General features: G+C 72.7%; 13 protein-coding genes. 3 read left to right on the top strand and 10 right to left on the bottom strand.

What is annotated here, in order from left to right; all coding sequences use genetic code 11:
- Nucleotides 1-101: 101 nt before the first annotated feature.
- Nucleotides 102-560, bottom strand: coding sequence for a lamin tail domain-containing protein (locus K7640_RS07510; protein ID WP_222953978.1), 459 nt, complete (start codon nucleotides 558-560; stop codon nucleotides 102-104).
- 257 nt (nucleotides 561-817) lie between these two features.
- On the bottom strand, nucleotides 818-1,372 hold the full coding sequence (locus tag K7640_RS07515) for a hypothetical protein (RefSeq protein ID WP_222953979.1): 555 nt from the start codon (nucleotides 1,370-1,372) through the stop codon (nucleotides 818-820).
- A 70-nt stretch (nucleotides 1,373-1,442) separates the two neighbouring features.
- Here K7640_RS07515 and K7640_RS07520 point away from each other — a divergent pair, with 70 nt between their 5' ends.
- Complete coding sequence (locus tag K7640_RS07520; protein WP_222953980.1) at nucleotides 1,443-2,045, top strand: TetR/AcrR family transcriptional regulator; 603 nt, start codon at nucleotides 1,443-1,445, stop codon at nucleotides 2,043-2,045.
- 444 nt (nucleotides 2,046-2,489) lie between these two features.
- On the opposite strand, the gene K7640_RS07525 is transcribed toward K7640_RS07520, so the two are convergent.
- A complete protein-coding gene (locus tag K7640_RS07525) occupies nucleotides 2,490-2,822 on the bottom strand; it encodes a putative quinol monooxygenase (RefSeq protein WP_222953981.1) in 333 nt (110 codons plus the stop codon).
- Between the two features lie 73 nt (nucleotides 2,823-2,895).
- Nucleotides 2,896-3,930, bottom strand: coding sequence for a PHB depolymerase family esterase (locus K7640_RS07530; RefSeq protein WP_222953982.1), 1,035 nt, complete (start codon nucleotides 3,928-3,930; stop codon nucleotides 2,896-2,898).
- 278 nt (nucleotides 3,931-4,208) lie between these two features.
- Between K7640_RS07530 and K7640_RS07535 the strand changes: the two genes are divergently transcribed.
- Nucleotides 4,209-4,964, top strand: coding sequence for a cyclopropane-fatty-acyl-phospholipid synthase family protein (locus tag K7640_RS07535; RefSeq protein ID WP_222953983.1), 756 nt, complete (start codon nucleotides 4,209-4,211; stop codon nucleotides 4,962-4,964).
- Nucleotides 4,965-5,033: 69 nt separating this feature from the next.
- Here the strand turns inward: K7640_RS07535 and K7640_RS07540 are convergent, their stop codons facing one another.
- The 3 genes from K7640_RS07540 to leuC are packed head-to-tail and all read right to left on the bottom strand — an operon-like array spanning nucleotide 5,034 to nucleotide 7,929.
- Nucleotides 5,034-5,816, bottom strand: a complete 783-nt coding sequence (locus K7640_RS07540; protein WP_222953984.1) for an L-threonylcarbamoyladenylate synthase — start codon at nucleotides 5,814-5,816, stop codon at nucleotides 5,034-5,036.
- 56 nt (nucleotides 5,817-5,872) lie between these two features.
- Nucleotides 5,873-6,511, bottom strand: coding sequence for a 3-isopropylmalate dehydratase small subunit (leuD, locus tag K7640_RS07545; RefSeq protein WP_222953985.1), 639 nt, complete (start codon nucleotides 6,509-6,511; stop codon nucleotides 5,873-5,875).
- A gap of 14 nt (nucleotides 6,512-6,525) precedes the next feature.
- The gene (leuC, locus tag K7640_RS07550; RefSeq protein ID WP_222953986.1) at nucleotides 6,526-7,929 is read right to left on the bottom strand and encodes a 3-isopropylmalate dehydratase large subunit; all 1,404 of its coding nucleotides are present in this window, start codon (nucleotides 7,927-7,929) and stop codon (nucleotides 6,526-6,528) included.
- Between the two features lie 124 nt (nucleotides 7,930-8,053).
- Here leuC and rfbB point away from each other — a divergent pair, with 124 nt between their 5' ends.
- A complete protein-coding gene (gene rfbB, locus K7640_RS07555; protein WP_222953987.1) occupies nucleotides 8,054-9,037 on the top strand; it encodes a dTDP-glucose 4,6-dehydratase in 984 nt (327 codons plus the stop codon).
- 38 nt (nucleotides 9,038-9,075) lie between these two features.
- Here rfbB and K7640_RS07560 read toward each other — a convergent pair whose 3' ends face one another.
- The 3 genes from K7640_RS07560 to K7640_RS30745 all read right to left on the bottom strand — a co-directional run bounded on the left by K7640_RS07560 (nucleotide 9,076) and on the right by K7640_RS30745 (nucleotide 13,106).
- A complete protein-coding gene (locus K7640_RS07560) occupies nucleotides 9,076-11,193 on the bottom strand; it encodes an MMPL family transporter (RefSeq protein WP_222953988.1) in 2,118 nt (705 codons plus the stop codon).
- Between the two features lie 69 nt (nucleotides 11,194-11,262).
- Entirely contained in the window at nucleotides 11,263-11,958 is a 696-nt protein-coding gene (locus tag K7640_RS07565) for a response regulator transcription factor (RefSeq protein WP_222953989.1), read from the bottom strand.
- The gene (locus K7640_RS30745) at nucleotides 11,955-13,106 is read right to left on the bottom strand and encodes a histidine kinase (RefSeq protein WP_222953990.1); all 1,152 of its coding nucleotides are present in this window, start codon (nucleotides 13,104-13,106) and stop codon (nucleotides 11,955-11,957) included. Before K7640_RS30745 ends, K7640_RS07565 begins: the two co-directional genes overlap by 4 nt.
- Nucleotides 13,107-13,262 lie beyond the last annotated feature (156 nt).

Below are 13,262 nucleotides of genomic sequence, written 5' to 3' on the forward strand. Positions count from 1 at the left end.
GTGAAAGGCGGGGCCCCTTCTTAACGCTTTCGGTATAGGAAGGGGCCCCGCTTAACACCTCAGCGGCCGGCACCGGGTCAGCCGTCAGCGGCCGAGCCGGATCAGCAGGACGTGTAGCCGTTACCTTTCTTGGTCCAGGTGCAGCTGTCCACGAGACCACCGGACGCGTTGCGCAGGAACGCCTTGTCACCGGTGTTGTTCCAGACGTACCAGGAGCGGCCCCAGTAGCGGTGGGCGCTGGTGTTACGGCCCTTTCCGGTGTGCACGACCACGCTCTTGCCGGCGGGGAGCCGGAGGTCCGTGGCGAACTTGTACGTGTGGTTGGCCTTGTCCCGCAGCGTCCAGCCCTTCAGGTTGACGGCGGTGCGGCGCTTGTTGGTCAGCTGGACGTATTCGGCGTTCAGGCTGCTGTTGGCTCCGGTGTCCTTGCCCGGGGAGTCGTAGTAGACCTTGGTGATCATGACGGCCGGGGTGGCGGCGTGCGCCGGGGCGGCGGCGGCCAGCGACCCGCCGACCGTTACCGCGAGCGCGGAGACGAGCCCGATCAGCCTTCTCTTCAAGTGGTCCCCCCTGGTGGTAGAGAGCAGGTGCGGGCAAGATCGTAACCACGGGGGGCTACCGGCCCGCTACCACGCGAAGGCCACCGCCGAGCCCTTCCCGGGCAGCCCGACCTGCCCGTCCGGTCGCGGTGACGATCAGTTGTCGGAGCGGCCATCCGATGACAGGTGACACTGTGGAGTCCGACACGCTGAAGGCCCCTGGCGCCACCCTGCACTGCGAGGTGTCCGGCAGGGACCCCCGGCGGCCGTCGGGCCGATCACCCGGCGGCGACGCCGGGTGGCCGGCGCTTGGGGAACACCGTGTACGCGACCGGCCAGAAGATCAGCCAACCGGCCATGACCAGGCTGAGCCGGCCGATCCAGGACTCCAGTTCCCGGGTCCGCTCAGCGTCGCCGACCAGCAGGATGGCGGCCAGCAGCAGCCCGCAGGCCACCGCCCAGCCGAGCATGCCCTTGCCCCACTCCCGCCACTCGTACCTGGCCCGGGCCAGGCCGTACCGCGGCGGCCGGACCGGCGGCGGCCCGCCGGCGAACCGGTGGGCGAACCGCTGGTCGGCCCAGCGCACCATCGAGTGACCGAAGGCGACCGAGAAGCCGAGGTACGCGGCGGCGAGGCCGTGCGCGAAGGTGGCGGTCGCGCCGCCGTACAGATCGACCACCGTCGCGCCGAGCAGCACCAGGTCGACCAGGGGCACCGCGATCAGCAGCGCGGCACCCACTCGCGGCCGGCGCAGCGGGTAGCGCGCGACGAGCCCGGCGAGCAGCAGTACCCAGAAAGCCACCTCACAGGCGACGATCAGTCCGACCAGCATGACCACCCCTTTTTAGTACGCTGTGCGATAACCGTAGCAACGGCTGTCACGCCCACCGCCGGAGGATCGGGTGCCCAAGATCGTCAACCGGGACGAACGCCGCGCCGAACTCGCCGAGGCGCTCTGGCAGGTCGTCTACCGCGACGGCGTCGCGGCGGCCACCGTCCGCAGCGTCGCCGCCGAGGCCGGCTGGTCACCCGGCGCGCTGCGGCACTACTTCGCCACCCAGGGGGAACTGCTCGCCTTCGCCATGGAGCACGTGATCGCCCGGGCGACCGAGCGGCTGACCGCCCGCAGCTGGCCCGGCTCGGTCCGCGAGGCGGTGCGGCAACTGCTGGAGGAGGTGCTCCCGCTGGACCGGCAGCGCACCCGCGAGGCCGAGGTCTGGCTGATGCTCGCCGCGCGCACCCGGACCGACCCGGAGACCGGGACGCTGATGCGGGAGGCCGACGACGGCGTCCGGCGCGTCTGCGCCTCGGCCATCGGCGCGCTCGCCGCCGACGGGCTCGTCGCCCCGGGTCGCGAGCCGGACCTGGAGACGGCCCGGCTGCACGCCCTGCTGGACGGGCTCACCCTGCACGCCCTACTGCACCCCGACCTGATGCCGCCGGAACGGGTCCGGGCGCTGCTGGCCGATCACCTGGACGGGCTGCGGCACGAGCGGAGGGCCTGACGGCCACCCGCCGCGACCGTGGCCCGGCTTGGGACACCGGACCCCTCTCGCACGAGCACGGCGGCGGCCCGGGTCGCGCTACGCCCGGCCATGGCCCGGGCTCGAGACACCGGACCCCTCTCGCACGCTTTGCTCTGCTGCCCCGCGCGCAACACTTTCCGGGCGTTTCCGTTGCCTCCGGGGCAGCAGAGCAAAGGCGCCAGCACGGGTGGGCCGACCGGGGGTGGGCCGACCGGGGGTGGCGCGGTCCCAGGGAGTGCAGAGCGGCGGCGCCCAGCACGGATGAATCGACCGGGTTGGCCCGGCCTCAGGGAGCCCGGACGACGTGCCCAGGCCACCCCGGGGCGACCCGCACGAGCCACTCTGGGGCGACCCGCACGACACGGACGGACCGCCCCGGACGGCCCCGAAAACCCAGGGAACCGGCCGGGGCGGCCCGGCCGCTCAGCCCTGCGGGGGCACCGCCATCTCGCCGAGTTCCGACCAGCCGTCCTGCGGCACCGTCACGTTGACGATCCGGGGCGTCTCCGCCAGGTGCGGCGGGAGCGTCCGCTGGGCCTCGCGGAAGTGCGTGGACTGCACGTGCGCGGCACCGGCCTCGTCGTCCCGGAACGCCTCCACCAGCACGTACTCGGTGGGGTCGTCGAGGCTGCGGGACCAGTCGAACCAGAGGCAGCCCGGCTCGGCGCGAGTGGCCCGGGTGAAGTCGCCGGCGATCTCGGGCCAGCGGTCGGCATCCTCCGGCCGGACCCGGAACTTCGCGGTAATGAAGATCATCAGCTCTCCTCTCGTGGCCACCCTGCCTGGGCGGACGGGACGGCTCGGTCACTCCGAGCAGTACCCGGCGGGCTCAGCCACCCAACCGGCGGACCATGTTCATGATGGTCTCCACCTGCGCGCCGCCCTTGATCGGGTAGTTGGTGGCGCCCAGGTAGCCCCACCAGTCCCAGCAGCCGTTCGGATTCACCGCCGTGGCGATCGCCTGCGGGTAGAGCACGATCGTGCGGTTGGTGTCGGCGTACTGGTTGAGGTTGGCCCGGTCGACGAAGGCGGTGCCGACCCGGGCATAGCCCTGGGCGCAGCCGTGCAGGGCGACCAGCAGCCGGCAGCTCTGCCCGGCGGCGCAGGACGCCGGCACGTACGCGAAGCCGTTGGCGTCCATGCTCAGCCCGTTCGCCCAGCCGTTGGTGGCGAAGGTGTTCTGGCCGAACCGGACCAGCGTGCCGCCGAGCGGGCCGGTGTTCGGCGCGGAGACCGCGCCGAAGAGCTTGCCGAGCAGGGCGTTCTGCGGGTCAGTGCCGCAGTCGTTCAGGTACGGCGAGGCGGTCGACGTGCAACCGACCGTGCCGTACGGGGTGACCCACGCGTGCCCGGCCGCGCTGCCGCTGTCGTAGCGGACGCTGGCGCCGAAGTCCTGGTAGTAGCGGACCAGGTCGTCGGTGACGGACTTCTGCACCGTCCTGTCGTTGCCGCCGTGGTACACGTACACCGGCTGGCCGGAGAGGTTGCCGGTGCCGTCGATCCACCCGTACGACGCCCAGGTGCGGGTGTAGCTCTCCAGGGTGGGCACGTAGGTGGGGTAGATGTTGTCCCCGCAGCCGTAGAGCGCCTGGGTGACGTTGTTCTGCGCGCAGTAGTACGGCCCGGCGGCGAAGATAGCCGCGCCGCGGATCCGCGCCGAGTACGCCACCTGGAGCTGGGTGGCCAGGTAGCCGCCGGAGGAGACCCCGGCGACATACACCCCGGAGATGTTGTAGGTGCCGAGCGAGCCGGCGACCGGCGCCTTGGTGTACGGCGTGGCGGCGGCGCGGGCGGGCACCGCGAGGGACAGCAGCAGGAGCAGGGCCGCGACGAGCGTGGTGGTGGTCTTCCGCGGTGTGGTCATGGCGTCCTCCGTCCCGCCGGCGCGGGACGGCGCCGGCGTGCGCCGACGCTAACGTGACATAGACCACAGCAGATATCCGCGCCGGCGACACCGCCGACGCGTTGGCGATGTGGACCGGCCACGCCGGGAATACCGGTGGCCCGACCGCCCCCGGATCCCTACCCTGGGCACACCGTCACTCCGGCGAACCGAAGAGGGTGTTTTTGTGCCGCTGCCGAGCGTGCTGAGCCGAGCCGACCAGCATCAGCCCTTCCCGACAGCCGCATCCACCACCTGGAGTGACCGCCTTGGACCTGCCACGTAGCTTCGTCATCCGCGAGGGCGACCTGCGCATCCTCAACCCGTACGACGCCGGCAAGCTGGCCACGCTGGGCCGCGCGCTCAAGCTCCGGCCCGGCACCTCGATCCTCGACCTGTGCAGCGGCAAGGGCGAACTGCTCTGCACCTGGGCCCGCGACCACGGCGTCGTCGGCACCGGCGTGGACATCAGCACCGCCTTCACCGCCGCCGCCCGGGAGCGCGCCGCCGAACTCGGCGTCGCCGACCGGGTCCGGTTCGCGCACGGCGACGCCGCGGTGTTCGTACCCGAATCGCCGGTCGACGTGGCCGCCTGCGTCGGCGCCACCTGGATCGGCGGGGGTGTCCCCGGCACGCTGGAGATCCTGGCCCGGAGTCTGCGCCCCGGCGGCATGGCGCTGGTCGGCGAGCCCTACTGGCGGCGGGAACCGCCGGACGAGGACGCCGTGCGGGCGTGCCACGCCGAGTCGAGGGAGGACTTCCACGACCTGCCCGGCCTGGTCGCGCTCTTCGGCGACCTCGGCTGGGACCTGGTCGAGATGGTCCTCGCCGACCAGGACAGCTGGGACCGGTACGCGGCGGCGCACTGGCTCAACCTGCGCCGCTGGCTGGACGCCAACCCCGACGACGAACTCGCCGGGGAGCTGCGTCGGGAGCTGACCGAGGACCCGCTGCGGCACGTCCGCTTCCGGCGGGAACTGCTCGGCTGGGGCGTGTTCGCGCTACTCCGCCGCTGACCCGGCGCGGGTGTAAGGAGGGGCCCCTTATTAACAGACGTCTGTTAATAAGGGGCCCCTCCTTACACCTCAGTAGTACTGGCCGTGGCGGTAGTCCCAGGACGGGAAGGTCTGGGCCAGGTTTTCCATGATGCGGTCGCAGTCCAGGCCGCGGCGGATCAGCACCGGGCAGGGGGTGACCGACCGCTGGCCGTGCTGCTCCGGCACCAGCTCCCCGGCGGAGTCCACCATGGAGACCATCACGCCCTGCTCGTGCCGGCTGTGCTCGTCCTTGTCGGGCTGGATGGAGGCGACGTAGTCGTCGGCGGCGAGGATGAAGTCCGCCTCCCCCTCGATCCGCGCGCCGATCCCGTCGACCCGGCCCTTGTTGCCCACCCCGGACGGGTTGGCGGAGCTGGCGAAGGTGAGCGTGCGCGACGCCCACATCCGCTCCACCAGCTGCTCGGCCGGCCGCCCGAACCGGATCACGAAGCAGCTGGTGCCCCGGGAGTCCATCACCAGCTCGTGCGCCGTCGGGTCGGGGATCAGCGCCTTGGCCTCCTCCCGCCACGGCAGGATGCAGCCGAGCAGGACGTCCTGCTCCCAGTGGGTGGTGTAGAAGCGCAGGATCTCGTCGTTGAGCACGGCCAGCTCCTGGAGCTGCGCCAGGTCGGCGCAGAGCACCACGCCCGGCTTGTCCCGGCGGCGCTGCTTGGCGTCGAACTTGCGCTCCAGGCCGGCGCCGTCGGTGGTCATCAGGATGTAGCCGACCTTCGTCGCGGCCACGACCAGCCCGCCCTCGGCGGCCAGCGCGTGCACGGCCTCGTCCGGCGCGGAGCCCGGCCACTGTACCCGGGCCACGGTGGTGGTCATGAAAGATCAACCTCGCTTCTCGTGCTGACTGCCCCGGTCGGGGGCGGATGGCTGTGCTACTGCTCGACGCCGGAGAGTTCGAACGGGGACTCGACCTGGCCGTTGGTGCGGGGCATCCAGAACGGGCGGCGCTCCTCGTGCCGGCGGATCTGCTCGTCGAGGTCGAGCGCGAGGTCGATCAGGTCCTTGCCGTTGGTCAGCCGGTACCGCGCCCCCTCCTCGATCTCGAACGGGACGTCGACCACCCCGGCCGCCGCGCAGGTGACCGTCCGGGCGAGCAGGTCGACCGTGACCGGCGCGCTGGCGTCCTTGGTCACCGCGTCCAGCACCCGCCGGCAGGACGACGGGTCCAGGGTGACCGGCACCAGGCCGATGTTGGGCAGGTTGTTGCGGAAGATGTCGGCGAAGCTCGGCGCGATGATCGCCTTGAAGCCGTAGTCGCGCAGCGCCCACGGCGCGTGCTCGCGGGACGACCCGCAGCCGAAGTTGGGGCCGGCGACAAGGATCGTGGCGCCCTCGCGCTCCGGCTGGTTGAGCACGAAGCCGGGGTCGCGGCGCCACTTCTGGAACAGGCCGTCCTGGAAGCCGGTGCGCTCGACCCGCTTCATCCACACGGCGGGGATGATCTGGTCGGTGTCGACGTCGGAGGCGTCCAGCGGCACGGCGGTGCCGGTGATGGTCTCGATCTTGTCCATGACGAGGTCCCCTCTCAGTCGACCGCGGCGGCGGTGAGACGGCCGGAGATGGCGGTGGCGGCCGCGACCCGCGGCGAGACGAGATGGGTACGGGCGCCCGGGCCCTGCCGCCCCTCGAAGTTGCGGTTGGAGGTGGAGGCCGCGTGGGTGCCCGGCTCCACCACGTCGCCGTTCATGGCGATGCACATCGAGCAGCCCGGGTTGCGCCACTGGAAGCCGGCGGCGGTGAAGACCGCGTCCAGCCCCTCGGCCTCGGCCTGCCGCTTGATCTGCTCCGAGCCCGGCACCACCAGCGCGGTGATCCCCTCGGCGACCGCCCGGCCCTTGACCACGTCGGCGGCGGCCCGCAGGTCCTCCAGCCGGCCGTTGGTGCAGGAGCCGATGAAGACCGTCCGGATCGGGATGTCGGCGATCCGCTGACCCGGCCGCAACCCCATGTAGTCCAGCGCGCGGGTGGCGGCGTCCCGGGCCCCCGGGTCGGTGATGGTGGACGGGTCCGGCACCGCGCCGTCGATGTCGATGGTCTGCCCCGGGTTGGTCCCCCAGGTCACCTGCGGGCCCAGCCCGTCCAGGTCGAGCTCGACCACCGTGTCGAAGACGGCGTCCGGGGCGCTGCGGTAGGTGGCCCACTCGGCCTTCGCCCGCTCCCAGTCCGCCCCGGCGGGCACCCGCTCCCGTCCCTGGAGGTACGCGAAGGTGGTCTCGTCCGGCGCGATCAGGCCGCTGCGGGCGCCGGCCTCGATCGCCATGTTGCAGAGGGTCATCCGGCCCTCCATGCTCATCGCGTCGATCACCGGGCCCTGGAACTCGATCAGGTGGCCGGTGCCGCCGTCGGTGCCGATCGCGCGGATCACCGCCAGCGCCACGTCCTTCGCGGTGGCCTGCGGCGAGATGGTGCCGGTCAGCCGGACCAGCATGCTCTTGGGCTTGGCCATCCGCAGCGTCTGGGTGGCCAGCACGTGCTCCACCTGGCTGGTGCCGATGCCGAAGGCCACCGCGCCGAAGGCGCCGTGGGTGGCGGTGTGGCTGTCGCCGCAGACGATGGTCATGCCGGGCAAGGTGAGGCCCATGTGCGGCCCGATGACGTGCACGATGCCCTGGCCGAGGCTGTTCATCGGGTGCAGCTCGATGCCGAACTCGCGGCAGTTGCGGATCTGGAGCATGAGCTGCCGCCGGCCGATCTCGTCGGCGAGCGGGACCTGCCGGCTGCTGGTCGGCACGTCGTGGTCGGCGGTGGCCACGGTCAGGTCGGGCCGGCGGACCGGCCGCCCCGACTCGCGAAGCCCCTCGAACGCCTGAGGAGAGGTGATCTCGTGGATCAGGTGCATGTCGATGAAGATCAGTTCCTCACCGGCACCCTCGATCACGTGCTCCGCCCAGATGCGTTCGACAAGCGTTCTCTCGGCCACGGTCCTCATCTCACAGTGTGGATTACGTGTCTACATTCTGGGCCAATAGTGGCCGAGCGCCTGGCCAGGGTCAAAAGCCGACCACCAGTTGGGATGGGATCGGCGGGCCCGCGGATGACCTAGGCTCCGGCGTGTGCGAGTCCTCGTCACCGGCGCCGCCGGGTTCATCGGGTCCCACTACGTCCGTACCCTGTTGACCGGGGGCTACCCGGGCTGCCGGGACGCCCGGGTGACCGCGCTAGACGCGCTCTCCTACGCCGGCTGCCGGGAGAACCTGGCCCCGGTCGCCGACCGGCCGGGGCTGACCTTCGTCCGGGGCGACATCCGCGACACCGCGCTGCTGGACGACCTCCTCCCCGGCCACGACGTGGTCGTGCACTTCGCGGCCGAGTCGCACGTCGACCGGTCGATCATCGACGCGACGCCGTTCGTCAGCACCAACGTGCTGGGCACCCAGTGCCTGCTCGACGCGGCGGTACGGCACCGGATCGGCCGGTTCGTGCACGTCTCCACCGACGAGGTGTACGGCTCGATCGACGCCGGTTCCTGGCGGGAGACCCAACCGCTCGCCCCGAACTCCCCGTACGCGGCCTCGAAGGCCGGCGGGGACCTGCTGGTCCGCGCCGCGCACCGGACCCACGGCCTGGACGTGGTGATCACCCGCTGCGCCAACAACTACGGGCCCTACCAGTTCCCCGAGAAGCTGATCCCGCGCTTCGTGACCGACCTGCTCGACGGCCGGCAGGTGCCGCTCTACGGCGACGGCGAGCACGTGCGGGACTGGGTGCACGTCGACGACCACTGCCGGGGTGTGCAGCTGGTGCTGGAGCGGGGGCGCCCCGGCGAGGTCTACCACGTCGGCGGCAGCATCGAGCTGACCAACCGGGAGCTCACCGGGCGGCTGCTCGCCGCGTGCGGCGCCGACTGGGACCGGGTCCGGCGGGTGGCGGACCGCAAGGGCCACGACCGCCGCTACTCGCTGGACAGCACCAAGATCAGCGAAGAGCTGGGGTACGCGCCGCGGGTCCCCTTCGACGCCGGCCTCGCCGACACCGTCCGCTGGTACCGGGAGAACCGCGCCTGGTGGGAACCCCTGAAAGGAGGGGGCCCTTATTAACAGACGTCTGTTAATAAGGGCCCCCTCCTTTCAGCCGGTCAGCTCAGCTCCGGTGCGGGCGCCGGGGCGCCCTCCAGGCGTACGGCCGGCAGTGCCCGGTCCAGCCAGCCGGGCAGCCACCAGTTGAACCGGCCGAGCAGCTCCATCGACGCCGGCAGCAGCACCAGCCGGACGATCGTCGCGTCCACGAACACCGCCACGGCCAGGCCGAGGCCGAGCTGCTTGACCCCGAGGTCGGCGCCGAGCATCACCGAGAGGAACACCGCGATCATGATGGCCGCGGCGGCGCTGATCACCCGGGCGCTGCCCGCCAACCCCGCCTGGACCGCCCGCCGGGTGTCGCCCATCACGTCGTACGCCTCCCGGATCCGGGAGACCAGGAAGACCTCGTAGTCCATGGAGAGCCCGAACAGCAGCGGGAACATGATCAGCGGCACCCAGGCGGTCACCGGCATCGCGGTCGGGAAGTTGAGCACCTCACCCAGCCAACCCCACTGCACCACGGCGACCAGCACCCCGAACGAGGCGCCGATGGAGAGCAGGTTGAGCAGGCCGGCCTTCAGGGCGAGCAGCACCGACCGGAAGATCACCAGGAGCAGCAGCAGGGACAACCCGACGACCACCACGATCACCACGGGCAGCCGGTCCCGGGTCAGCTCGGCGAAGTCGATGGTGGCGGCGGCCGCGCCGCCCACGTACGCCGGTTGGCCGGCGACCGCCGCGCGCAGCCGGTGCACCAGGTCGATGGTGGCCGGGTCCTGGGTGCCGGTGGTCGGTTGGACGGCGAGGACGGCCACCGCCCCGTCCGCGCTGCGCCGCGCCGGGCTCACCGACGCCACCCCGGGTTGCCCGGTGATCCGCGCGGCGACCCGCGCCGGATCGCCCTCGGGCAGCCGGACCACCACCGAGAGCGTCGCGTCGAAGCCGGCGCCGAAACCCTCGGCGAGCAGGCGGTGCGCCTGGTAGGCGCTGGTGTCCCGGGGCTGGGTGCTGGCGTCCGGGCTGCCCAGCCGCAGGCCCAGCGCCGGCGCGGCCAGCACCAGCAGCGCCAGCGCGGCCAGCAGCGTCGCCGGCACGGGGTGCCGGCCGACCGCCCCGGCCCAGCGGGCCGACCACGGGTTGGCCGAAGCCGCCCGCCGGTGCACCGAGAGCCGGTCGATCCGGTGCCCGAGCAGGCCGAGCAGCGCCGGCAGCAGGGTCACCGCGGCGAGCATGGTGACCGCCACGGTGACCGCCGAGCCGACCGCGACGCCGCGCAGGAAGCCCAGGTCGGTCAGGAGCAGGCCGCACAGACCCACCACCACCGTGCCGCCCGCGAAGAGCACCGCCCGACCGGCCGTGCCGGCCGCCGCCACCACCGCCTCGGCGGGAGTACGGCCGGTGGCCAGCGCCTCCCGGTAGCGGGTCACGATGAACAGCGCGTAGTCGATGCCCACGCCCAGCCCGATCATGGTGGCCAGCACGGCGGCGAAGCCGGGCGTGGGGAACAGGTGTTGCAGCAGCTGCATCGCCGACAGGCCGACCGCGATCCCGAAGACGGCGGTGACGATCGGCACCGCCATCGCGAAGACCGAGCCGAACGCCAGCAGCAGCACCACCGCCGCGACGGCCAGCCCCACCGCGTCGGCCGGCCCGCCACCGGGCGTCTCCACCGCGTCGACGGCCCCGCCGGCGAGTGCGAAGGTCACCCCGTCCCCGGTGGCCGCCCGTATGGTGTCCAGCAGCTTCGCGGTCTCGGCCACCGGCATCTCACCGCTGGGCACGGTCAGGGCCGCCACGGCGTACGCGGTGTGCCGGTCGGCCGAGATCTGCCCCGGCCCGTCGTACGGGGAGGTGACCGCGGCCACGTGCTCGGCCGAGCCGAGCGCCTCGACCACCCGGGTCACCCGCTCCCGCACCGCCGGGTCGTCGACCGGGGCGTCGGAGCGTACGGCGAGGGTGACCGCGTCGTTGGTGAACTCGGGGAAGTGCTCCTCGACCAGCCGTTGGGCGACGCCGGACTGGGTCGCCCCGGTGTTGAAGTCGTCGGAGGTGGGACCGCCGTACTGGGCGGCCAGGAGGACCCCGGCCACCGCCACGACGAGCCAACCGGCGAGCACGGTGAGCCGGCGCCGGTGACAGAGGGCGGCGAGCCGGGAGAGCCAGGACGTTTCCATGACGCCGATGCTCGTCCGGGTACGGGCTCCGGGCGTCCTGCCGGCGCAGGCACCCGACCCGGCCGGCTACTACCGGGACGTACTCCCCGGGGAGTAGCCGTCGGCGGTGGCCAGCCCGCTCTGGTACGCGACCACCACCAGTTGGGCGCGGTCCCGGGCCCCGACCTTGGTCATCGCCCGGGAGACGTGCGTCTTCGCGGTCAGCGGGCTGACCACCAGCCGGGCGGCGATGTCGTCGTTGCTCAACCCCTCCGCGACCAGCCGGACCACCTCCCGCTCCCGGGCGGTCAGCGCGGCGACCTCCGGTGGCTCCCGGCGCGGCCCGGTCGGTCGGGCCGCGGCGCCCACCGAACGCCGGATCACCGCCCGGGTGACCGCGGGCGAGAGCAGGGCGTCCCCGCGGGCGACGACCCGGACCGCCTGCACCAGTTCCTCCGGCTCGGCGTCCTTCACCAGGAACCCGCTCGCACCCGAGCGCAACGCGGCGAAGACGTCCTCCTCCTCGACGAAGGTCGTCAGCATCACCACCCGCACCGCGGACAGCCGCGGGTCCTCGGTGATCCGCCGGGTGGCGGTCACCCCGTCCACGTCCGGCATCCGGATGTCCATCAGCACCACGTCCGGCCGCAGCTCCCGGGCCAGTGCGACGGCCGTCCCGCCGTTGGCCGCCTCGCCCACCACCGCCAGGTCGCCGGCGGAGTCCAGCAACGCGCGCAGCCCGGCCCGGACCAGACCCTGGTCGTCGGCGAGCAGTACCCGGATCACGTCGTCCCCCTCGGCAGTGCGGCCCGTACCCGGAAGCCGCCGTCCGGGCCGGGGCCCGCGTCGAAGCTCCCGCCCAGCGCCCGCGCGCGCTCCCGCATCCCGGCCAGCCCGCGCCCGCCGCCGGCCGCGCCCCCGCCCACCCCGTCGTCGCCGACCTCGATGGTCAACGTCTCCGGCGCGGCGCGCAGCCGAACCTCCGCGCGGGCCTGCGGCCCGGCGTGCCGCAGCACGTTGGTCAGCGACTCCTGGAGGATCCGGTACGCCGCGTGGTCGACCGGATCGGCCAGCCGCAGCCCGTCCGCGTCGCTGTCGAACTCGATCCGCAGGCCGGCGGCGCGGACCGCTGCCAGCAGGTCGGGCAGCCGGTGCAGGCCCACGTCCCGGTCGGCGGCCGGGGTGTCCGCGTCCCCGCGCAGCACCTCCAGGGTGGTGCGCAGCTCGGCCAGGGCCGCCTTGCCGGTGCCCCGGATCGCGGTCAGCGCCTCCCTGGCCCGCGCCGGATCCCGGTCGAGCAGGTGCAACGCCGCCGCAGACTGCACGGTGATGGTGGCGATGGCGTGCCCCACCGTGTCGTGCACCTCCCGGGCGATCCGCAACCGCTCCTCGGCCACCCGCCGTTCCGCCTCCAGTTCGCGTTCCCGCTCCCCCTGCGCCAGCCGGTGCCGCACCTCGGCGGCGTACGCCCGGCGGCTGCGGACCAGGGCGCCCAGCAGCATCGCCACCGCCAGGACGGCGGCCTGGGGCAGGAAGAGGGCGACCAACTCCAGCGGCGGAAACCCGTGGTGGACGCTCACCGCGCCGCCGACGGCGAGGAAGAACACCGGCACCGGGATCACCGGCCACAGGTGGCCGGCGAGAGTGGCGAAGTACAGCGGCGCGGCGAGCACCAACGCCGGCGGGAAGCCCGGGTAGCCCAGCGCGTAGAAGAGCAACAGGGCCAGCGTGACCAGGTAGAGCACGATCAGCGGGTAGCGCCGGCGCAGCAGCAGCGGCGCGGCCATCGCCAACCCGAGCGCGTAGGCGAGCCAGTCGCGGGGGGTGGCCTCGACCTCGTGCCCGGTCGCGATGGCCAGCTCGGCGGCGGCGAACACCGCGAGCACCAGCGCACCGTCCACCAACCACGGTCGCACCGCCGGCCCGCTCACCACGGGGACACCGTAGGCACCCGCCCCCACACCGCGCCAGGATGTAAGGAGGGGCCCCTTATTAACAGACGTCTGTTAATAAGGGGCCCCTCCTTACATCCCAGCCGCAAGTGCGAGCTGGGAGCGCCTTTTACGCGGGCAGATGCAAGCACTAGGCTG

This window comes from Micromonospora sp. PLK6-60, from assembly GCF_019890675.1.
In the GTDB taxonomy this organism is placed as follows: domain Bacteria; phylum Actinomycetota; class Actinomycetes; order Mycobacteriales; family Micromonosporaceae; genus Micromonospora.

What these genes read in the sequence shown, in the direction of transcription:
- K7640_RS07515 (WP_222953979.1), bottom strand. Translation starts at nt 1,372, where the DNA reads ATGCTGGTCGGACTGATCGTCGCCTGTGAGGTGGCTTTCTGGGTACTG.
- K7640_RS07525 (WP_222953981.1), bottom strand. Translation starts at nt 2,822, where the DNA reads ATGATCTTCATTACCGCGAAGTTCCGGGTCCGGCCGGAGGATGCCGAC.
- K7640_RS07530 (WP_222953982.1), bottom strand. Translation starts at nt 3,930, where the DNA reads ATGACCACACCGCGGAAGACCACCACCACGCTCGTCGCGGCCCTGCTC.
- K7640_RS07540 (WP_222953984.1), bottom strand. Translation starts at nt 5,816, where the DNA reads ATGACCACCACCGTGGCCCGGGTACAGTGGCCGGGCTCCGCGCCGGAC.
- leuD (WP_222953985.1), bottom strand. Translation starts at nt 6,511, where the DNA reads ATGGACAAGATCGAGACCATCACCGGCACCGCCGTGCCGCTGGACGCC.
- leuC (WP_222953986.1), bottom strand. Translation starts at nt 7,929, where the DNA reads ATGAGGACCGTGGCCGAGAGAACGCTTGTCGAACGCATCTGGGCGGAG.
- K7640_RS07560 (WP_222953988.1), bottom strand. Translation starts at nt 11,193, where the DNA reads ATGGAAACGTCCTGGCTCTCCCGGCTCGCCGCCCTCTGTCACCGGCGC.